This window comes from Corynebacterium sp. HMSC05D03, assembly GCF_001807205.1.
GTDB classification, from domain to species: domain Bacteria; phylum Actinomycetota; class Actinomycetes; order Mycobacteriales; family Mycobacteriaceae; genus Corynebacterium; species Corynebacterium aurimucosum.
In genome coordinates this window covers 51653-71473 of record NZ_KV788190.1, presented here as the reverse complement: position 1 = coordinate 71473, position 19821 = coordinate 51653, and the positions used below count along the sequence as shown (strand labels likewise).

Annotated in this window: 16 protein-coding genes and 1 tRNA gene; 10 read left to right on the top strand and 7 right to left on the bottom strand. The window is 59.5% G+C overall.

Annotation, left to right across the window (positions count from 1 at the left end; all coding sequences use genetic code 11):
- Positions 1-1984: TOTE conflict system archaeo-eukaryotic primase domain-containing protein (locus HMPREF3147_RS11000; protein WP_070447538.1), on the bottom strand; the 1984-nt coding region annotated here is incomplete at its 3' end.
- A 591-nt stretch (positions 1985-2575) separates the two neighbouring features.
- On the opposite strand from HMPREF3147_RS11000, the gene HMPREF3147_RS12750 reads away from it, so the two are divergent.
- Both HMPREF3147_RS12750 and HMPREF3147_RS10995 read left to right on the top strand, forming a co-directional pair.
- The gene (locus HMPREF3147_RS12750; RefSeq protein WP_141740740.1) at positions 2576-3259 is read left to right on the top strand and encodes a type II toxin-antitoxin system death-on-curing family toxin; all 684 of its coding nucleotides are present in this window, start codon (positions 2576-2578) and stop codon (positions 3257-3259) included.
- A gap of 94 nt (positions 3260-3353) precedes the next feature.
- The gene (locus HMPREF3147_RS10995; protein WP_070447536.1) at positions 3354-4214 is read left to right on the top strand and encodes a hypothetical protein; all 861 of its coding nucleotides are present in this window, start codon (positions 3354-3356) and stop codon (positions 4212-4214) included.
- A 174-nt stretch (positions 4215-4388) separates the two neighbouring features.
- Here the strand turns inward: HMPREF3147_RS10995 and HMPREF3147_RS10990 are convergent, their stop codons facing one another.
- From HMPREF3147_RS10990 to HMPREF3147_RS10970, 5 genes are all read right to left on the bottom strand, one after another.
- Positions 4389-5540 (bottom strand): DUF3322 domain-containing protein, encoded by a 1152-nt coding sequence (locus HMPREF3147_RS10990; protein ID WP_070447533.1) that lies wholly within the window; start codon positions 5538-5540, stop codon positions 4389-4391.
- Positions 5527-8919, bottom strand: a complete 3393-nt coding sequence (locus tag HMPREF3147_RS10985; RefSeq protein ID WP_070447530.1) for an ATP-binding protein — start codon at positions 8917-8919, stop codon at positions 5527-5529. The genes HMPREF3147_RS10990 and HMPREF3147_RS10985 overlap by 14 nt, the downstream gene beginning before the upstream one ends.
- A complete protein-coding gene (locus tag HMPREF3147_RS10980; protein WP_070447527.1) occupies positions 8912-9592 on the bottom strand; it encodes a DUF4194 domain-containing protein in 681 nt (226 codons plus the stop codon). The genes HMPREF3147_RS10985 and HMPREF3147_RS10980 overlap by 8 nt, the downstream gene beginning before the upstream one ends.
- Positions 9589-11061 (bottom strand): DUF3375 domain-containing protein, encoded by a 1473-nt coding sequence (locus HMPREF3147_RS10975; protein WP_070447524.1) that lies wholly within the window; start codon positions 11059-11061, stop codon positions 9589-9591. The genes HMPREF3147_RS10980 and HMPREF3147_RS10975 overlap by 4 nt, the downstream gene beginning before the upstream one ends.
- A gap of 137 nt (positions 11062-11198) precedes the next feature.
- Positions 11199-11432 (bottom strand): hypothetical protein, encoded by a 234-nt coding sequence (locus HMPREF3147_RS10970; RefSeq protein ID WP_070447520.1) that lies wholly within the window; start codon positions 11430-11432, stop codon positions 11199-11201.
- A gap of 213 nt (positions 11433-11645) precedes the next feature.
- Between HMPREF3147_RS10970 and HMPREF3147_RS13155 the strand changes: the two genes are divergently transcribed.
- Positions 11646-11951, top strand: coding sequence for a helix-turn-helix domain-containing protein (locus tag HMPREF3147_RS13155; protein ID WP_371325749.1), 306 nt, complete (start codon positions 11646-11648; stop codon positions 11949-11951).
- 29 nt (positions 11952-11980) lie between these two features.
- Here the strand turns inward: HMPREF3147_RS13155 and HMPREF3147_RS10960 are convergent, their stop codons facing one another.
- Positions 11981-13315 (bottom strand): AAA family ATPase, encoded by a 1335-nt coding sequence (locus HMPREF3147_RS10960; RefSeq protein ID WP_070447517.1) that lies wholly within the window; start codon positions 13313-13315, stop codon positions 11981-11983.
- 152 nt (positions 13316-13467) lie between these two features.
- Between HMPREF3147_RS10960 and HMPREF3147_RS10955 the strand changes: the two genes are divergently transcribed.
- The 7 genes from HMPREF3147_RS10955 to HMPREF3147_RS10925 all read left to right on the top strand — a co-directional run bounded on the left by HMPREF3147_RS10955 (position 13468) and on the right by HMPREF3147_RS10925 (position 19694).
- Positions 13468-13893: a hypothetical protein gene (locus HMPREF3147_RS10955; RefSeq protein WP_070447514.1), complete on the top strand. Its 426-nt coding sequence runs from the start codon at positions 13468-13470 to the stop codon at positions 13891-13893.
- A 240-nt stretch (positions 13894-14133) separates the two neighbouring features.
- A tRNA-Ile gene (locus HMPREF3147_RS10950) sits at positions 14134-14207 on the top strand.
- 150 nt (positions 14208-14357) lie between these two features.
- Positions 14358-14807 carry a Panacea domain-containing protein gene (locus tag HMPREF3147_RS10945; RefSeq protein ID WP_070447511.1) on the top strand — a complete coding sequence of 150 codons (450 nt, stop codon included), beginning with the start codon at positions 14358-14360 and terminating at the stop codon, positions 14805-14807.
- A 74-nt stretch (positions 14808-14881) separates the two neighbouring features.
- Positions 14882-15238 carry a hypothetical protein gene (locus HMPREF3147_RS10940; protein WP_083276493.1) on the top strand — a complete coding sequence of 119 codons (357 nt, stop codon included), beginning with the start codon at positions 14882-14884 and terminating at the stop codon, positions 15236-15238.
- 100 nt (positions 15239-15338) lie between these two features.
- On the top strand, positions 15339-16412 hold the full coding sequence (locus HMPREF3147_RS10935) for a trimeric intracellular cation channel family protein (protein ID WP_070447555.1): 1074 nt from the start codon (positions 15339-15341) through the stop codon (positions 16410-16412).
- A gap of 38 nt (positions 16413-16450) precedes the next feature.
- Positions 16451-18049: an ABC transporter substrate-binding protein gene (locus HMPREF3147_RS10930; RefSeq protein ID WP_083276491.1), complete on the top strand. Its 1599-nt coding sequence runs from the start codon at positions 16451-16453 to the stop codon at positions 18047-18049.
- Between the two features lie 43 nt (positions 18050-18092).
- Positions 18093-19694 (top strand): mechanosensitive ion channel domain-containing protein, encoded by a 1602-nt coding sequence (locus HMPREF3147_RS10925; protein ID WP_070447504.1) that lies wholly within the window; start codon positions 18093-18095, stop codon positions 19692-19694.
- Positions 19695-19821 lie beyond the last annotated feature (127 nt).

Genomic DNA, 19821 nt, shown 5'->3' with positions numbered 1-19821 from the left:
AATCAACGCACTCTAAAACCGGAAGGGCCCCTTTTGTCCGCCGTGTAGCTGAAGGATGGGGAAGGGGGGCGTCGGTAAGCAGGGCGTTGAGGGCCGCGAGGTGTTCGCGTCGTTTCACTAGGACGAGGACCGTGTGCTTATCCTGCGCTGCTTGAGTGATGACATTGGCGATGAGGCGGTTGCGGTCCTCATCCGCAGCCAGAGCGGTGTCGAGGTCGGGCCAGAACAGGTAAGGAGAGTCGTAAGTGAACTCGGTGTTGTGGACTACGTAGTCGCGGCGTCCGGGGCGCTCGAACTCGACGGTATGGCGGATAGGGCCGCAAATGAGGGGAAGCAACTTATCGAGGCCGTCGGAGCGGTAAGGCGTCGCGGTCATTCCGAGCATAAAGCGAACGTTGAGGTGCGCGAGGACGTGGGTTAAACCCGCAGCGCCGACTCGGTGGCATTCGTCAACGATGATGTGGCCGTAGTCGGAGAGAAAGTCAGTCTTGGAATCGCTACGGCTGATGGATTGGGCAGTGACAATGTCTATTACTCCGCTTAGCTTCTTTCTGGTGCCTGAGTATTGCCCAACCTGAACTTCCGGGAGGAACCGCTTGAGGGCCTGGCGCCATTGGGTAGCTAGCTCCCTGGATGGAACTATGACTGCGGTAGGGACTGAACGCTGGGCAATGATTGCACACGCCATGACGGTCTTTCCGGTACCGGGAGGAGCAATGAGCATTCCAGACTTGTGCTTGAGCATCTGTTTAACGGCGGAATGCTGGTAGGGGCGTAGTTCGCCGGCGAATGACGCATCGATGCGCTGAGGTTTCGGCGTACGTCCGCGACGTGTGACGGTATATCCGGCAGTCTTCAAGATGTCGACGACGTCATCGAGCGTGCCGCGGTCGAGCGTGAGGACTTGGTCCTTCTCATCAAAACGTACGATGAGCCGTGGAGTGCCGAAAGTTGAGAAACGCTGAGCCTGTTTTATATAAAACTGCGGATTGGCAATAGCGCCTAGGTGCCGCAGGGCCGTACGGGTGGTGGCGTCGACGCCCGATAAATCGACGTGGACATGTGAATCGTGCGTGACATGGACCTTTCCGGCGGCCTTGAGTTTCTTCAGCTCTTCGCGGGTGGGTGCCTGGGGGAGGGAGGTTTCCGGATCTGGTTGAAGCGCAGCGTAGATTCTCTTAAGCGCGGAAAGCGTTGACTTCTTCGTACTTGCCAAAGCCTCGAATTGGTCTGGCAAAGGTTGAAAATTACTGTCGACGAAGACTGTTGTTCCTTCAGAGCGATGGTGACCTGCTAATGGGAGGGCAATTAGGTTGCCGAAACCGCGGCCTTTCGCCGGCAGTGTGTCTTGGGACGGAAAGAACCGGTCGAAACTGGAGAAGTAGGAATCCGGGCTAGCCTTGGCCAGAAGTCCGATGCCTACAGAACGAGCGAGACTAGCCGGAATAGGTTCGCCGAAGAATGTCCAGACGTGAGCTCCGTTCCCTGATCGTGAAACCTCTATGAGTGGATCGAGGCCGTGGTTCTTGCATTCTTCGGCGTAGGCACGGGCGGCTTGCTTGAAGTCGTCATCATCAAAATCGCAGACCAACAGCCGGCAACTATCATCTATGCACAGTGGATAAAGCCCAACGTGGAAGCGGTTGTCCCGGCGAAGGTGTCCTTCGATCACCTTGGGCGTCAGGGGTTTTAGGTCGGGATTTCTTCGGTCATAGTAGCCGTTGCTAGCCGGGTACCAAGCCTTCTTTCCCGCAGTATTTTTGGCCACTGCGTAGACATCTGTCCTACCCGTGAAGTAATCCATGAAGAGGGCAATCTTCTCTTCCGGTGAGCGGTTTTCAGAGTGAACGTTCGCCGACGGCGGTGTGTCTGCAGTACTAGGGCGCGAAGGAGCATGACCGAGGGCCTGCAGTAGTTGGGCTACCTGAGACTCCAATTCGCTAACGCGAGTTTCAAGTGCTTGGAGGCGTTCCTGTTTAGTCATGGTGCGTGTTCCTTGTGCATCGGAACTAGTTTATCGGACGGTGTGCGGCTAAAGGCCTTGTCGGCCTAGCGTTGTATTGCTTAGAATAATCGCAGGACGAGCCGGTTACCGGAACGTTGTCGCCTGGAGCCGCGTAGGCTCCAGAGCTTTTTGGAGGGCCTTCTGGGCGCAGTGATGGAGTGCGTGCCTTAACAGTCAAGCTTTGATTCTGGCGGGAGTGCCGGACAGGCGCAGCAAGTGGAGCGTTGAGGTGGCCTCTAGACATTCACACACAACTCGGTTGTCGTTAAGAAGAGTCTCACTGATAGGTGAAAGACGCTTCAGGTGTACGTGTCCTCCTGGGAAAGGAGGGGTGATGACTTCCTCTACGCAAATTCTCCGACGAGTGCTAATCTCTGAAATAAGCAGGTGCTGACTACTGAAGGGCGAAGGAGGGATTAAATTGACAAAGTCGACCGTTTCAAGACCTGACCACATTAATACTTCTGTAACTCAGGTCCAAGATATGGATGAGGAAGACCGTCGCCGCTACGTTGAGTACTTAGGGCGGGAGATTGCCAATTGGTCCGCGGAACTTAACCGCCGTCTAGCTTGACCATTTATCCCAACGAAGAGGAAGTCCTAATCGTTGGGGAATTGGCTTGTGGGTCCCCTCTGCAAATCCGTGATTCCAATCAGTTTAAAGCAAATGTAAACCGACCGGCGACTACTGTTCTCGGGAGAGACGCGTTTCCAACCGCTTGGGATAAAGCTGCAGCACTTCTGCATTCTTTCTGCACCACGCAAAGTCTTTGCGATGGTAACAAGCGGACTGGCTGGGCGGCTTGCTGGTTGTTTCTCAGGCTGAACCTGGCGGTAGGTCCCCTGCTTGGAAAAGTTGACGCAGATGCTTCTGAGCATCTTGTGGAAAGAATAGTTGGTGAAAAAGTTGGCGTGCCTGAAATCGCAGATGCTTTGCGGTCTTTGGTGGCGCCTTTTCTAGGGAACGCCGGTAATCTACCGTCAGGGTTTAGTGTAACTAAAATAACGGATGAAGGGGAAGACTATTTCGTAGGCGTTGGAAAGACTCCTGACGGAACGCGCTTTATCTACTTGTATCTCGCGGGGAGCCAGAGTACTCCTATTGAAATGGTGCTTACTTCCGATCAAGCACGCGAAGCAGCTGAAGAATTACTCCAGTATGCCGATAACCCTCTAGAGAAAAAGAGAATAAAGTTTAAAGCTCGAGCAATTCAAGCGCACTTAGACATGCATGACTGGTCTAGGTATATCTAGGTAGTTTGGACTGCTAGGTCAAGAGGCCGGAGATTAGGCCTTACGCACGATTCGGTATAGTGAACATGTGCGAAAGGCTATGGGGTGATAGTTTGTGCAGGGCTATCCGTTGGAAAACTCGTTTGCTGAGTATGAGCACTACTTTCCTCTGAAGGGGCTTGGCGCACATTGTGAGGTCGCAGCGCACACTGTAAATGAGATGGCTCGTTCACCTCGAGTTCTTGCTGCAGAAGCTGCGGATGCCCTTGAGGCGGAATTTGAGCCTAAGATTCGTGGGGCTCAAAAATGGGGGATTTCTCGACTTCCTGATGAGCTAACAGCGGCGGCCTTGCAAGCCGCGGGTGCAGCTTTGCACTCGATCGGCCTGTTGCTGAAGTCCGATATTCGGTATCCGCTTACACCATCAATTCTTGCCAGGCCTGCTCTAGAAAACGCTGCTCTAGTAATGTATGTGAATGAGCAAGAAGACCCGTGGGTTAGAACCGCTCGAGCGGTAAACGTCGTGATAAATGGGTACGAGAACTCTGACGCTGCAAGGCCCGATTCCAAGCTTCATGACGCTTTGGAGGCGCATCAAAAAATTAGGCAAGCGTTTGCATCGCAGGGGTACGGCAGGCGTCACAGACTATTGCCGTATACGGATCTGGTTGAGACGTATTTTGATGGGTTTAAAGGTCGTGAGATGTACAACGAGTTCAATCGATCAGTGCACCACAATGTAGTCCGCCAAATTGAAATAGCGATCTCAGCAGATATCGGAAGCTGCGGCAATGCAATTGAAACCTACGAAGTGGCTATCCGAACCGCTATCGCGGTCGGCGCGGCAGCATTCAGCCTAAAGGAGTTTCGGCACTGCGACGACGTTGATGAAGCACCATTACATCTGCTTGCTGATGTCTTTAAAAGTTGGAGCGCGTACCTTGATGGGCTTGGTGATGATGGCTTCGTAGATTGATGTTTGCTTCATCGAGACGATTGACTGCCGGCTCATTATTGCGACGCAGGCGTTGACTATCTCTGCGCTCGTTGGGCATAATTCTTGGTAGGGGCAGTCCTACTTTGCGTACAGCTGCTCGACCCTCACCGGGGCTACTGGCAGGTGAGGGTCATTTTTAGTGTGCTTGGGGTGTTAGTGGCTTTGCGTTGAGCCGCCACCGAGGGCCTCTTGGACCATTGCGTTGGCGTGCACAAAAGGAATCCGCTCCTGCTCGATGCGCAGTCTTCCTTTGGTGTAAAGCAAGCGGTAGGCGCGTTGCTCGTCGGTGGTGAGGTGGGTGAGGGTGGCGGAGCCGTCGCCGGGGTCGGGGACGGCGAGGTGCTGGAATGCGGTGACGGTGGCGGGGTCCATGAGCAGTGATGTGGTGTGGGGGAAGTGGGCGCGCACGGCGTTGAGGATGGCAAAGCCGGCGGCGTCAAGATCGCCCCAGTAGGTGATGTCGGTGCGGTGGAGCCAGTCCAGTGCCTGGAGTTGGTGGGCGGCGGTGCCGGAGCCGAGGAGGGCGATGGTGGTTGGGGAGGCGTCGGCAAGCGTGGGCAGGGCCAGGAAGGTTTGTTTGTTCTCCACGATGAGTACCCGGGGTGGTGCGTCGGGGAATAGCTTGACGGCGTCGGCGAGAGGGATTTCGATATCGGAGAGTGCTGGGGCGTGGTTGAGGTAGCGCAGGCGCAGGCGGGCATCACTGCGGCGCAGGCCCAAGTCCGTGATGCCGAAGGGGGCAAGGAGTGTCAACAGCAGGCGGCGGTGGTTACCAATCCACTTGCCGTCCACGCCTTCGACTGGCACGGCGCGCTCCCACTCACCGGAGTGGGGGTTGGCGCGCAGCCAGGTCAAACACGGTCCAAGGCAGCGTAGATCGTAGGCGCTTAAATCCTTCCATTGGTTGTAGGAGCGGTGGACGGTATGTGCGAACTCCGGGGTGTCCGGGAAGATGGCGGCGATGTCCTGGGCGCGCTGGAGGGCCCGGTTGTAGTCAGGCATCAGGCCCGCGGCGGCCGCGATGCGCGCGGCGCCGGTGAGTACTACGCGGGTGGGAACGTCGTTGGCGCCAAGACCCGCGCGGGACCAATTGCGGGATTCATAGATGACCTCTTCCTGGTGAGGCCAGCGCTGCCAGGCGCGGATGAAGTCCCTCGTGGCCTTGATGTCGCGGGCGGCGGCCGTAGCTGTTGGCGGGTGCAGCGGCCAGTCAAGGTTGAGAGCATCGGGATCGGCGAGTGCATCGGCGAAGTGGTTGCGCAGGTACTTGGCGGCATGCGCCTGCAGGTCTTTAGGAGTCCGCATCGTCGGGATCCTTGGGGTCGGGTTGTTGGGGGTCGTGGGTGGTGGAGGCGTCGATAAGCTTGTAGCCCGTGCGTGCCTGCGGGCGGCCGTCGATGGTGGGCTCGTCGTAACTGACCACGATGGTGCCGTCCACATAGGGCGAGAGAGTCTGGATGAGCTTGAACGGCGTGGCCAGAATCATGTGGAATCCAAAGGACGCGAAGACGGACATAGCGGTGCGGGTGAAAGTGGGGTCCGCGCGGTCAAAGGCCTCATCCAAGATGATGGACCCATAGGTGGGCACGTCCTGGTCCGGCTCCGCGAGGCGGAAGCGCAGGGCCGCGGCCAAGCAGAAAAAGACGAGCTTCTGAGCCTGGCCGCCAGAGAGCGAGGCGGAGTCCTGATAGGTGTTGGCCGTCGTGCCATCGGGGTAGCACTCGCGGCCGACAAAGCTGACGTGCCGGCGGGTATCCAAAACCACGTTGCGCCAGCGGATATCCTCCGGCTGGCTGGAGCCGAGGCGGCTTAAGATCTTGTCCAAGGCGTGGTAGCGCGCAATGGCTGCCGCTGGATCATCCTCGGTGACTTCCGCCAGGCTGTGGGAGGTGGCGGCATCGAGATCCCGCTGGAATTCTTGGACCACCTGGCCGCGGGCGTCCTTGACTTCGATGCGCAGGGTGCGTTCACCGTTGAAGGGAGAGCGCTCCAGGGATTTGTTGATGTACTCCATGCGCATCTCAATATCGCTGCGGGCGCGGCGCAGATCCGTGGCTAGGTGGGAGAGGTTGCGCACCGTCTGGCCGTTGAGCAACTCGAGGAAGCGGGCGCGGAAATCAGCCAGGCGGTCTGCCCGGAGGAACTTGAGCTTCTCGATGCCCTCGCCGGCGAAGCTGGCCTGCGGTTCCAAGTCGGCGGCCTCCGCGGGCCACTCGGACAGGTAGGCGTGCAGGACGGAGACGATCTTGTCGTTGGCCTCCTCGATGCGGCGCGCGGCCGTGCGGGAGGTCTGTTGCAAACTGGCCTGGACTTCATCGCGGCGGGCATCGATGTCATCGATTGTGAGACTGCGCTTGCCTTTGTGCAGGGCTTCAACGACTGCTGTCTCAATGTCCTTGTCCGCGATGTCCGGCACGGGGCCGATGCCGCGGCGGCGAGTGGTGGAGCGATCGAGCTCGCCTTCGACGTTGCCCAGGTGTTTCTGCGCCTCGTTGAGTTTGGTGCGGGCGGCGTTGAGCTTCTGCTTGGCCTGTGCGTGCGCGGCGGCCAGCGCCTGGGCCTCCGGGGAAGAGGCGAGCGAGTCATATTGTTCTTGCAGATCACGCTTGCGGGCCTCGGCGGAGGCGGTGTCGATGTCCTGGAATGAGGTATCCAGCACCTGCTGGGCCTTATCGCGTTGGGAGCGCAGGACGTCCATCTTCCGGTTGAAGTCCTGAACCCGCTTGGCCGTAGCGCGAGCGGTGGCCTTGGCTTCGGTGAGCTGGGAGCGCAGCAACTCAATCTTGGCGGTGTTGGTGGAGCCCACCCGGTACCAGGCGGTGCCGTTAAAGCGCGTGCGGTCATCCTTGATGAAGCGCGTTGAGCCGTCCTTGTCCTTGGGGCGGCTTTCCAGGCCATCGCGGGTAATGGCCGGGGTCAAGGTGGCCTTCTCCAATTCCGCTACGGAGTCCACGCATTCGTAGTTGAAGCGGCGCGAAATATGGTGGCGCACCCACTTCGCCATGGCGTGGTCTTGGAACTCGAGTTTGTGGATGAGCTGCCGCGGGCTGCGCGCCGCTGCCGGCGCCGGGGCGAACTCCGGGATGGTGCGGTATTCCAAGCGCGTGCCCACGTTGCGGGAATTGACCCACTGGTTGATGGCCTCCCGCGCGGCTTCGGGCACGAGCAGGGTGGCGGCGAAATTGTGCAGCAGCTTCTGGAGCACCGGCTCCCACTCGCTCTGGTGCGGGCTGATATCGATGAGCTCGCCGGCGAAGGGGAGCTCGGACTCGGCATAGCCGGTATCGCGGGCCAGTTGCGAGCGCAGCTCCACCAAGGCCTTATCGATGTTGGTTCTCCGCGAGCTAAAGGAACGCAGCTCGCTGTCCAGCGTGGAGCAGGCGGTGGCGGCGTCGCGGGCGGCCACGCCGGCCTCCTGTTGGTGGTTGATGAGGTCCTCGAAATCGGCCTCGAAGTCCGCGATGCGGATCTTCGCGTTGGCCTGTAGTTGGGCGAAGCCATGCGGGCTGAGCTCGTAATGATCAGTCCACTGTCCGGCCGCTGCACTGAGGCGCTGGAACTCCTTCGTGCGGTGCTCAATCTCTTTTTCGGCGGTTTCTATCTTGGCCCTTAAGGCATCGAGCTCACCCGAACTGAGCTGGGAGACGGCCACTGCGGCGAGGCGCTCTGCGTCATCGAGGTGAGCAACATCGGCCTCAAGGGATGCGGCCTGAGACTGGGCTTCGACCAACTGCGCTGACAGGGCCCGAATGCGCACGTCCAGTTCTTCTGCCACCAAGCGGGCGCGTACCGCTGGCAGTGCCTCAGCCATAGCCTCCGCTTGTGCTTTGTCCTCCTCCGCGCCTGTGCGCTGGGAATGCAGCTGGGGCAGGGGAGCGAGCGTATCAATCTGGGCCTTGACGTCCTCGACCCTTAAGTAGGCTTGGCGCAGATCCTCAAATTGCTCGACGGCCTCATCCGCTTTCTCAAACGTTGCCGGACGGTCCAGCATGTAGTCCCTAAAGAGCTGGTCCAGGCTGGAGAGGGACTTCGCGGATTGCGTGCGGTGGAGAAGTAGCTGGCCCTCCACATTCTTGATGCCTAGGCGTTTGCGGAAGCGGTCCGCGAACGTGGTGTAGGTCGGCGTGAAGGACGCGCCGGGGCCTTTGTACATGGCCTTAATCTTGCGGGTGTCCAGGCTGCGGGTGAGCAAGGGGCTGAGCTTGTCGATGTCCTCGTCGCCCGGCACCAGCCCATACAACTTCTTGATCTGGCTCACTGAGTTCTCACCGCCGTTGAGGCGGAAGATGGCGATGAGGGTGTGCTGCTTGCCCGCGCCGTTATCGTAGGTCAGCGCCACGACCGAGTTGGTGGCGCCCTCCCGCAAGTACTCGGGGGCGATCTCACCGGTCTGCGTGTTCTCCCGCTGCCGCCACGCGCCGCGCACATAGGAGACGAGGTTGCGCCCGTTGTGCCGCCCGAGGTCCTGTTGCGAGGCCGCGTTGAACTTCACGTGGCTTTGCGGAACGAGCACCGCAGACATGGCATCGAGCAACGTGGACTTGCCGGAACCCGAGCCGCCTGTAATGAGGAAACCCTTGCGGGCTACTGGGATGGAGAAGTAGCCATGGAAAGTACCCCAGTTAATCAGCTGGATGCGGCTGATGCGGAATTGGCCGGGGTAGTAGGTGGTGTTCTTAGTCATCGGAGGTATCCTCCTGCTCTTGCTTCTGCTCCGGTTCCTGCTCATCCTGGTCTTCCGTCTGCGCCAGGCGGGCGTATTCATCCCGGATGGCGGAGACCGTGGAGGCGTCGAAAAGCTGGCGCAGCACCGGGGAAACCTCAAAGCGGCCCTCGGTTTCGGTGGCGCTGATGAGGGAATAGTCATTCTGTATACGTTTCATTGCCGCGTTGAAGCGTTTGGTGAAGCCGGCCTCGTCGCGGTTATCCACCGCACAGACATAGCCGATGCTCTCCCGGAGATCCTCCACGTCCACGATGACGCGCTCGCCGGGGAGGGTGAGGCCCAGCTCCTGGCGCAGGTTCAACAAGATGGCGGTGTCGATGTGCTTGAGCTTGTCCGTGCGCAGCACCTGCGGGATGCTCAAGCTGTCTTCCTCCACCATGCGGGTGAATGCGAAGCCTTCCGTCTCATCCACGACGAGCTCCAGGAACACCTCGTGCAACCGGGCGCGTAGGTTCTCCTCGTCGGAGATAATGGCCGCCCACAGTACCGGTTCCTTCTGCGCGCGAATGAGCGGGCCCTGCAGCAGCTGCACCAGCGCGCGCCGCGAATGGTAGGTCAGCGTTCCTTTATCGTGTTCCCACAACGGCGGCTCGTGCGCGGCATCGACGCGGGGGCTGTTAGCGGCGGTCACTGTAGCTCCTTAACGGTGGTGTGATCGAAATACATGGTGGGGATCTGGGCGCAACGCAAGGTACCGTCTTCCTCGGTCCACGTGACTGTCTCGTGTGATTCTTTCAGCGAGCGCAGCGGGTGGGAATCCGCGATATGTACCAAACCCACCACGCTGGCCAGACCTTGCGTCGGAGGATAGGCCTGCAGCACCTGGCCAATAGTGCAGGGGCCGGACTTGGCGACGGCCCCGCGTACCGCCTCGTGCAATTCCTCGAAGTCGATTTCTGATTCGCGGACCAGCTCATAAAGCGCCTGCGGGTCTTCCGTGCCGGGCTTGTAGGCCACTGGCGCCTCCTCCACGACTTCCCGCCCGGGGTTGGCCAGGCGGATGCGGGAGACCGAATGAATCGACATGCCGATGCGCTGCAGTGGTGTGTCCATCCGGTGAAAGGCCTTCAGCTCGGAGTTTTGTGCTGCATCAATGGCCATGCCGCGGGCCTCGCGCAGCAGCTCAATCATGCGCCGGTCCTCCGCGAATTGCTCGGAGGAGACGTAGTTGCGCAAACTGCGCGCCAGCCCGGTCATGGTCTGGTTGACCTCGAAGCTGGTTTCCTCCATATCGCGAAAGAGGCTGCGCAGCCGCTGCCTCTTGTCCGGGGCGAGCTGCTGCCCGGGCTCGCTTTCCAGAACCTCCTTGATCCATTGGTCCAACCAGGCGCTGCGCTCCCTATCCATCAGGAGGGAATAGAAGCCGCGGAAGCTACGCCCGGCCTCCGACTCCGCAATGTGGTCCACGCCATTGAAGATTTCCTCCAGCACTTCGCCGCGGTAGCCCTCCGGATCTAAGAGCTGTCGGCGCAGCTGGTGGTTGAGGGCCTCGAGCTCATGGCGAACCCGGGCGAAATCACTCGGCACGGCCATGGCCATGTTCAGTACGTCTTGGACACGCTCTTCCGTCTCCGCGGCGGTGAGGCTTTCAAACTGCCCGAGGTGTGCCTTCTCAATCTCGCGGTCAATGTGGTCTCGTTCTGCTTCCAAGCTGGCCACGCGGCTAGCGATGTCCTCGTTGGTATCCCGCGCCAGCCTTTGTAGCGCCGAGCTGATCGATTCCACCCGTGAGGCCGTCACCGCGGTCACCGGTGCTTCCCAGCGCTCAATGGCTTCGAGTGCCGAGAGCGCATCTTCACTGGGCTCGAGCGTTTCACCGTGGGAGCTCTTGCCGGACTTTCTGATTAACCAGCCGGCTTTGACCCAGTCATTGCAGTAGTTCTGTGGCGTGCGGGGCATGGAAAACTCGCTGGCCAAAACCTCGAAATCGGTGACCATGAGCTCGTATACCTCTGCTGCTGGGCGCGCCCGGGTGCCGCGCGGGAAGTACTCCGCAATCAACGCCAGAATCACGGGCGCGTTGTCCGCAGCCAGGAGCCGGATTGCGGCGGAATCGCGCATCAGGCGCCGCAGCGATAGGGCGCGTGCTTCAACAGACATGTCTTGATTCTGACAGGTGTGCCGGACATGCGCAGTCAAGACTGGTTCAAATATTCGAAGCCCTCTGCCTGGTGCATGTCCTACAGAGAATAAGTTGAAATAATTACGCCCATGGAGGCGGGGTCAGAAGTGAAGCTTTAGGCTGCGTCAACCTGGTCGTTTTGTACCTCAACGCGGCCCATGAAATACCGTGAATGCGACTTTTTCAAGGATTCCAGGGAAGGCGCTGAAATACGGGCGATCTCGATATCAGGATCGTCGATCGCTGCTTCGCGGCGGAGGCGTTCCTTAAGCGCTTGAGTCGAGTCCGAGAATTGTTTGATGAAAGACTCGCCTGAGCGACGTTTGTAAATGATTATAAATTCAGACACTGTGCTGCTCCGATTTATCTGCCGGTCCGACAAGAATTTCAGTTGTACTCAGCCCCTAATCTAGTAGCAATGAGTCAACCATGGGACCGCTCTAACCGTTGTTGCGAGTGAATCCCTACTCTTCATCGGTATCGCGAGTGACTTGGCCAACCTGTTGAATGACAACGCCTTGGAAGCTGACTGGGGTGGCTAGCGCAAGAGCGCTCAGTCGCGTTGTCGAGTGATGTTCAACGATTGATTTCTCAGGTCTTGACGTCCGTTGCGCAGCGAGGGGAAGTTACAATCTCTCGCATTCCTGAGGAGCTCACCAGCACGGTAGCCGCCGAGTTGTTAGGCGTTTCGCGCCCAACGCTCATGAAATGGGCAAGGGAAGGAAAGATAGCTACCCACAAGCGCGGAACGCATACGCGGTTTAAGCGTGAGGATGTACTGCAGCTGAAGCGCCAACGCGCTGAGGAACGCGTGAAGGCATTCCAGGAATGGCGTGCATTTGAGGAGGAGAATGCGCATTTGTTCTGAGGGGAGTCGTTGTTAAGCGCCCGCCCCTTTCATGCACCGTCCGTGACAAGCTCCCGCAGCGCAGTCAGCGCCTCCCGGGAGGCGGTGCCGTAGCGCTCGCGCAGGAAGCGGTGGGTGGCGTCGGGGTTGTCCAGTGATATGGATGTGTCGCTGAGGTTGTGCAGTTCTGATTCGCCGGCGGCGGTCTTCTCCACGGACCAGAAGCTTTCCGCGCGCAGGCCTAGCTCGCCGGCGCGTTCGAGGGCGCTGAAGGCGTGGGAGGCAAAGATGAGCTGCGCGCCGTTGACGTTGATGCTGGGCTCGCGGAAGGCGTGGATGAGGAAGTCGAGAAGAGCTGGGCGCAGGGCGGAATCCAGCTCGTCGGCCACCAGGATCCCGCCGCGGCGCAGGGTGTCCAGGACTAGGGGAGCGGTGGCCATCCAGTTCTGTGTGCCGCCGGATTCATCGGTCAGCTTCAGCTCGTAGAAGGAATCATCGGCCTTGTGCTCCACGATGATGGCGTGCAGCAGGGATTCAATCTCCGCATCGGAGTAGGCGCTGAACTCGTCGGGGCGGCGGATGCTGCCATCGCTGTGGCTGAGCGCATCGATGACCGGGCGCATCTGGCGGAAGACGTGCTCCGGGATGTGGTCCTGGTTCAGCCGCACGGAGTGGATACCGGCATCGGCCGCGCGAAGTAGGGCGGCAGCCTCATGCAGGTGCAGCTTGCCGGTGCGGATAAGGGTGGTGATACGGGAGGCGGTGCTCATCGCGGTATGCCCGTGCGGCAGATAGGACACGTCGTGCACCAAGGCGCGGGCTAGCGGGGCGAGGATGGGGTGCCCGTCGCGCAGGCCGGCGGAAAGGATAAGCTCGGTGTCTGTCACGGGACCGAGCTTGGCCACATCCCCCTTATCCATAAAGGAGCGCGTCCACTGCACCTCCTCACCGCGGGTGCGCACGAAACAGGGGCTCCACCTGGTTGATGGCACGCGGCTGAGCCACTCGGCATGCACGCCGGTAAAGCTCCACTGGAATCCGTAGAGATAGCGCACTCCATCGAGGTCGAACTCCAGCTCAAAGGTGCTGGGCAGGCGCTGCGTTTTGGGGTCGAGGCGGTACGGGGCGTGTGGGAGTTGGTTGGGTGGGGCGTCGGCAAGCCAGGCGGTGGCAGAGGACTCGATGGCAAGCAGTGCGAAGGCCAGGGCGTTGAGGACGCTGCTCTTTCCAGAGGCGGTGGAGCCGATGAGGACGGTGATGGGGTCGCTGACCTGCTCCCAACCTTCCTCCGGCGTGGTGGAGTGCTGCCAATGGTGGTACAGCGAAAGCGTCTGCGTGGCGCGGATGCTGCGGAAGTTGGACACGCTAAAGGAAAGGAGCCTCATGGTCGCGACACTACAGGCTCACGCATGCCGGATCATAGAAGGCTGTTTCAGAACCGGGTGCGTGCCCTCATCCGGATTTCGGACTCACTCCAGCAGTCGCTGGTAGCGTCTGTTTACATACCGTAACCAGCAACCACAGGAGGCCGCATCCTATGGACGGAGATATCACTGGTCTGCTCGTGTGCGCCGGTTTAGTGCTGGTCATGGTGGCCTACTGGACCTTTTATATCCGGTACGTGCGGAGGAATCCCCAATCAGAAGCGTGGTACGACTCAGCCGATGCAACAGGTGCGGAAAGCGATGGCGTCCTCTTCATTTATCCTTATGGCACGCTCATTATGGGCGCGGCCGGTGCCACAGGGTTGGTGGCAAGTGCGAACCTTCCCGAGTCCGTCGAAACGGTGTTGCTTGTTCCGCTCGTGGCAGCTTTCGTCATCGGGGTTATTGGATTTACGGGGGCGATTGGGGTTCCGCTTCCGTGGCCTTTTGTTCCGCGTTGGGTCGTCGACATCCGCAAAGCAAAGCGCGCGCGACGCCGCGCGCGCAGACAAGCCAGAAAAGTGAAGAAGAAAGAATAGGCTTGGCCGTTATCCCAGCGCCCTGAAACTCAGCCCGGCCAAAAAGTGAGCAGAAGCGTGCCTTGGCTCCGTCGTGGCGGTGAAAGGGCGGAAGAGCGCTGCTGAAGCTTAGACAGCGATTTCAGGGGCCTAAATTGCCGTTTTCTGGGCCCGCCGATTAATGTTGCTGGGAGCGGATTCGCTGTCTTACGTAGCTCGCCAGCTGAACACTGGTGTAGGTTGCGCTGACAGGGAATACGCGGGGCTATAGCTCAGTCGGTTAGAGCTACGGACTCATAATCCGTTGGTCCCGGGTTCGAGCCCCGGTGGCCCCACAACGCAAGCTTTCATCGCTCACTGCCTTTGTGCTGTCCTTTTGGCCTGAGACTGTCCTTTTTTGAGGGCGTTTTACATTTTCGAGCGTTGGGATGGTGCCGTGTCTCGGGCCTGTTGTACTCTTGGCAGGAACTGGAAGGAGGGCAGACATGGAACAATATACGGCGCGGCAAATAGCTGAATGGTTCGTGGCGTGGGCTGATGAAACTGACGATGCAGAAATTACGCAGCTCAAGCTTCAAAAGCTTCTTTACTACGCCAAGGGGCTGCATATGCGCAATTCTGATGGTCTGCCGCTTTTTCCTGAACGAATGGAAGCATGGGCACATGGCCCAGTAGTCGTAGATGTCTACCATGACGTTAAGCACTACGGAAAGCTTCCCATCGACCCCGATGAGTTCATCTCGGATGATTTCGACTGGGATAATTACCGCGACGTTGAGCGGGATTTGATTGAAGTGTGGGACAAATATGGTCCTTATTCCGCATGGGCATTGCGGAATAAAACCCACACCGAATCTCCTTGGAAGAAGAACTTCGTCGAAGGCAAACGCGGGTTGGAAATAACGGATGCCGATCTGAAGAACTATTTCTGCTAGCTGTGAGCAAGAAAAGTAAACGACGGGGGAGTAGGCCAACCAGAGGGGTGAGGAGCGCCCCAGCCTCAAGCGTCGTGGATGCTCTTCGTAGCTCGCGGGCTGACTATCCGCTCCTGTCAACGCGATTCCTGCAGAAGGGGTGGGGATTCGAAGAACTAGATGATTCGATGCGCGCAGAGTTTCTAGAAAAATGGCACAAACGGTCAGTGCTTTCATGGAAAGAGCTGGCACAGCATCCCAAGCACGGACTCGGCTCAGAGTTTATTCCGGCAAGCGCGATTATTCCTCAGATTCCTCGGCAGTTTCAGGATGTCGAGAGATTCCGGGTTTACCGCCATAAAGGGAATCTCCCGTTTGCGGGCTGGAAAGACGGGGCAGTGTTTTACGTCATTTGGATTGAGAAAGCCTACAACGAGCTCTACGAGCATTAGCTCCTTTTCTAAGCCTTCGTGGCCTGCCAGCCAGGCGGCGCATTCCAAGGAATAGCTCCTCAATGCGAGAGATTGCTCAGCACCCGATACGATGACCACCATGAGCGTTGTCGAGATGGACCCATTGATTGAGTCGCTGTACTACTGGTCCGACATCATTGGTGTCCTCCTCATGGGCATGATTGGTGGAACCATGGCCCGCCAGCGTGGCTATGACATCGTAGGTTTCTTCTTCATCGCGATGTTCTCCTCCCTCGGTGGCGGCATGATCCGTGACGTGCTCATCAACCGCGGCACCGTCGCCGCGATGAGCCAGCCGGAGTACCTCTACCTGGCGTTTACTGGAGCCATCATCGCCCGCTTCGTCTACTTCAAAGGCAAGACGTGGGACTATGTGCAGTCCCATGGGGATGCGGTGGTCTCGGCGCTGTGGGCGTCGACAGGCGCGCTCAAGGCCATTGCCTATGGCCTGCCGTTGATTCCCTGCATCATGATGGGCGTGTTCACGGCCACGGGCGGATCCATGATTCGTGATATCGCCATGGGCCGCGAGCCGGCCGTCTTCGGCGATAACACCCCCACCGTGATCCCGGCGGTGGCCTGCGCCTTGGTGGTCCTTGGCGCGGACTCGGCCGGCTACCTGGCCTGGGGAATCATCCTGGGGCCGGTCGTCTCCTTCGTGATGACGATGCTGGGTATTTGGGCCGGGTGGCGCGTACCTGCCCGCCAAGAGTGGGCGCCGGTTAATGACACCGCAGCCTACGTCATGGTGATGGCGCGTAAGGCGGAGAGTAAGGGTAGGGCCGTGGGGCGTCGCCTAGAGCCCACGAAGCTGCGCTCCTGGCGCCACAACCAAATGGAAAAGGCACTGCAACGCCGTATTGAGCGCGAGGTACGAGCCGGCAAGCGGCGCGCGGAAGCGGCTCTCGATGCTAACGAATTCCTCGATTCTTTCAATGAGGAAGTCGCGGAGATGTCAGAGATGATTGAGCCTGCCACTGCGGAGACAGAAACCTCCGACTTCGGCGTGGACTTAAGCGGTGACTCCTATGAGACCCCGAGCGCCGATGAGCCCTCACCGCGCGAGCTTCTGGATCGCATTTTGGCTGATGACCAGCTCACCGATGAACTGGTGGAAAGGCTCATGCGTCGCTATGAAAAGCGAGACGATTAGATGCTTTAAAGTATGGGTGAAAGTGAGGTGATGAACGCGTGACGTCGAGGCGTTCTTTTCTGGGTCTGCTGGGGATGCTGGCAGTGTCGGGGGCAGTGGCACCCGCGGTGGTGGGCTGTGCTTCGCAGCCTGGCAGCGTTGATACCTCAGGCTTAGACCTCATCACCACTGATATTTCAGAGCCGCAGCGCTCCCTCATCCCGGCTGATTCCAACGATGTGCCGGGACAGACCATCATCAACCTGGTGTATTCGGGATTAATGTATCTGGATGAAGACGGTGATACCCACTATGACATGGCAGAATCCATCACCCAGGTCGATGACACCACCTATGATGTGGTGATTCGTGAGGACGCGGTGTTCTCCGATGGCTCCAACGTCACCGCTAAGGACTTCGTCGAAACATGGAACACCGCGGTAAGCCAGTCGCTGCTCTCGGCACACCATTTTGAACCGATTCTGGGCTTTCATGACGGCAAGAAAACCATGCGCGGTCTGACAGTCACGGGGCAGAAGTCCTTCCGCATTGAGCTCTCACGCCCCACGGCGGGGTTCTTGGAGAGGCTGGGTTATTCGGTCTTTTTCCCCATGCGCTCCGAAGACCAAGACAAGTTGAGCGAGCGCGGAATGGAGCCCATCGGCAGCGGACCGTACATGCTGGCCTCTTGGGAGCGTGAGAAGGCAGTGACCCTCGTGCCAAACCCGCGCTATACAGGCCCGCGCACCCCGCAGAATGAGGGCATTAAGTTCGTTGTCTACTCCTCGGAGGAGCAGGCTTATAAGGATCTCGTCGAAGGCCGGCTGGACGTGCTCACGCGCATCCCGTCGGAGAAACTCGGCAGCTTCGAAAAGGAACTGGGGGAGCGTGCGCTGACTACGCCAGGTGGCTCCATCATGGAAATCACCATCCCCGCCAATGACGCGAATTTCCGCGGTGAGGCGGGGCGCCTGCGCCGCCGCGCTTTGTCCATGGCGGTGGACCGAGAAGAAATTGCTCGGGACGTCTTCCACGACAGGGTGCTTCCTGCTACTAGCTTCGTCGCGCCGCTCTTTGGATCCGCCCCGCCCGTCCCGGAGGGAGCCGACGTGCTGACCTACCAGCCGGACAAGGCCCGCGAGCTGTGGGAAGAAGCCGAAAAGCTGAAGCCCTTCGAAGGCACATTCAGCATTGGCTATAACGCCGATGGCGGCCACAAGACGTGGATTGACGCGGTGGCGAAACAGCTGACGGATGCCCTCGGTATTCCCGCGGAGGGCCAAGAGTTCGCGACCTTGAAGGAGCTGCGCAAAGAGGTTACTGCCCGCCACATCACAGGGGCCTTCCGCACGATCTGGCAGGCGGAGTTCCCGGAGGAATCGACCTTCTTGGTTCCCTTGTATGCCTCTTTCTCCTCAGAAAACGAGTCCGGCTTTAGCAGCCGTGAATACGATAAGTTGCTGGAAAAGGCTGGCCAGGTACAAGACCACGAGGAAGCCCAGAAGTACTACACCGAAGCGCAGAGCTTGCTGCTGGAAAAGATGCCGGCCATCCCGCTGTGGACCACGAAGGCTTATACCGCTTACGGCGCAGACATCGTCCCCGCCGGCTTCACGTGGAAGCCCACCCCGAACTACTATCTCATCCACCGCGCTTAAGACTCCAAGGGTTCTGTCAGGCTGAAAGAGTAACCTCGGCGGAATGCTGAAGTACTACATGTTCGCCATCTGGCAGGCCATCGTAGATCATGGTTTGCCGCTGTTGGGAATGCTTCTGTTGGGCATTCTCATCCCGCGTATCGGCCGGCTGGCTGTGCGGGTTATTGAGTCCCGTCTGGATGAGAATCAAGAATCCACCAAAGCGCGCCTAGCCCTCGCCGGGGCGCTGGTGTACGTGGCGCAGGCGGTGGCATACTTCCTGCTTGTACTGGCTGCGCTGTCCAACCTTGGGGTGCCGCCCCTTGGCGCGGCGATTCCGGCAACCGTCGTCTCGGCCGCCGTCGGTTTCGGTGCGCAGTCCATCATCGGTGATTTCCTCGCGGGCTTCTTTATCCTGTCGGAAAAGCAGTTCGGTGTGGGTGACTACGTCAGCTTCGACGGTGTGACGGGCGTGGAAGGCACCGTTGTATCGCTGACTCTGCGTACGACGACTGTGCGCACGCCCACCGGCGAAGTCGTCATGGTGCCCAATGGTTCTGCGGGCGTGGTCACGAACTTCTCCCAAGAGTGGTCCCGTGCGGTGGTGGATATTGCCATCCCGGTCCACGAGGGCGAGTCCTTGCCGGAGATCACCGAACAGGTGGAAAAGATTTCACAGCACGCGCTTGATACCCCGGATATCCGCGCGGATGTGGCCGGCGAGCTCGACGTCCTGCCCGCGACCGGGCTTACAGCGCCCACTGCGGCTGGCCAACCCTGGCAGGTGCAGTACCGCGTCTTGGTGCAGGTGAACCCCGCCCGCCAGTGGGCGGTGGAGCGCGCTATCCGCTCAGCCCTGCTGTCCTCCTTCTGGGATCTATATAAGATGCCCACGGCAGAGGGCTTGCCGGGCGATGCCCCGCAGGTGCTTGACGACGCCCCCGATACCAACACCCTTGATGCCAGCACCCCCACCACCGTCATGCCGGCGACAGGAGCCGCTTCGACCTCGCAGCACAGCGCGACGTCGGATAGCGCGGCTGAGGCGCAGACGGAGGTCATCGCCACGGAAGCTGTGGCCGATGCCGCTGAGGAGCCGCAGGAGAACATGGATGACGGCCCCGGCCGTCCGGCGTATTCGGCCGAACCCGAGGAGGAAGAGGAGGACGACTATCAGCGCGGCATCTGGCGCGCAGATAAGCCGGGGAACAAGTGGCAGTACTTCTGGACACTCGGCGGGCGCGTGCGTGCCTCTACCACGGGGCTCATCGCAGGCCTCGGCGTGGTGGGCCTGCTGCTGCTTTCCTCCGCTAATCCGGATGGGGTGGATGCTGGGTGGCTTTCGCCTTCGCGCTGGATGGGGGATTCAGAAGCAGCTTCCGAGTCCGCGGAACCGTCTGAGCCATCGGTTGCGCCGAACACCACGCCGCAGGGCGCACCGTCTACTGATTCCACGGACCAAGAACCGACGGATGCCGGTGAAGCGGTGACGCCGACCGATAGAACTCCGGACAGTGAGGCCACGTATGTGCCGGCGGATCCGCAAACTCCTGAATCCCAAGCTCCGGTCGAGGAACAGTACTCCGAAACGGCCGCACCAACCGTGAATGAGCAGCCCACCGCGAACGCCACGGAGGGTGCTGCGGAGCCTTCAACCTTGATGTAGGTCCTGCAAAGCCCGGCAGAGTTGGGAGAGTGTTGCCGAGAGACAGCAATACAGTGCTGTTCTCAGGGGCAGCGCTGAGGATGTGCTGCCGGGAAACGCTTGGAGAGGGCGCATAAGAGATATGAGT

Excerpts from the sequence above, each read along its gene's own strand:
- HMPREF3147_RS10985 (WP_070447530.1), bottom strand. The coding sequence starts at position 8,919 with ATGACTAAGAACACCACCTACTACCCCGGCCAATTCCGCATCAGCCGC.
- HMPREF3147_RS10960 (WP_070447517.1), bottom strand. The coding sequence starts at position 13,315 with ATGAGGCTCCTTTCCTTTAGCGTGTCCAACTTCCGCAGCATCCGCGCC.
- HMPREF3147_RS10955 (WP_070447514.1), top strand. The coding sequence starts at position 13,468 with ATGGACGGAGATATCACTGGTCTGCTCGTGTGCGCCGGTTTAGTGCTG.
- HMPREF3147_RS10975 (WP_070447524.1), bottom strand. The coding sequence starts at position 11,061 with ATGTCTGTTGAAGCACGCGCCCTATCGCTGCGGCGCCTGATGCGCGAT.
- HMPREF3147_RS10945 (WP_070447511.1), top strand. The coding sequence starts at position 14,358 with ATGGAACAATATACGGCGCGGCAAATAGCTGAATGGTTCGTGGCGTGG.
- HMPREF3147_RS10925 (WP_070447504.1), top strand. The coding sequence starts at position 18,093 with ATGCTGAAGTACTACATGTTCGCCATCTGGCAGGCCATCGTAGATCAT.
- HMPREF3147_RS10990 (WP_070447533.1), bottom strand. The coding sequence starts at position 5,540 with ATGCGGACTCCTAAAGACCTGCAGGCGCATGCCGCCAAGTACCTGCGC.
- HMPREF3147_RS10935 (WP_070447555.1), top strand. The coding sequence starts at position 15,339 with ATGAGCGTTGTCGAGATGGACCCATTGATTGAGTCGCTGTACTACTGG.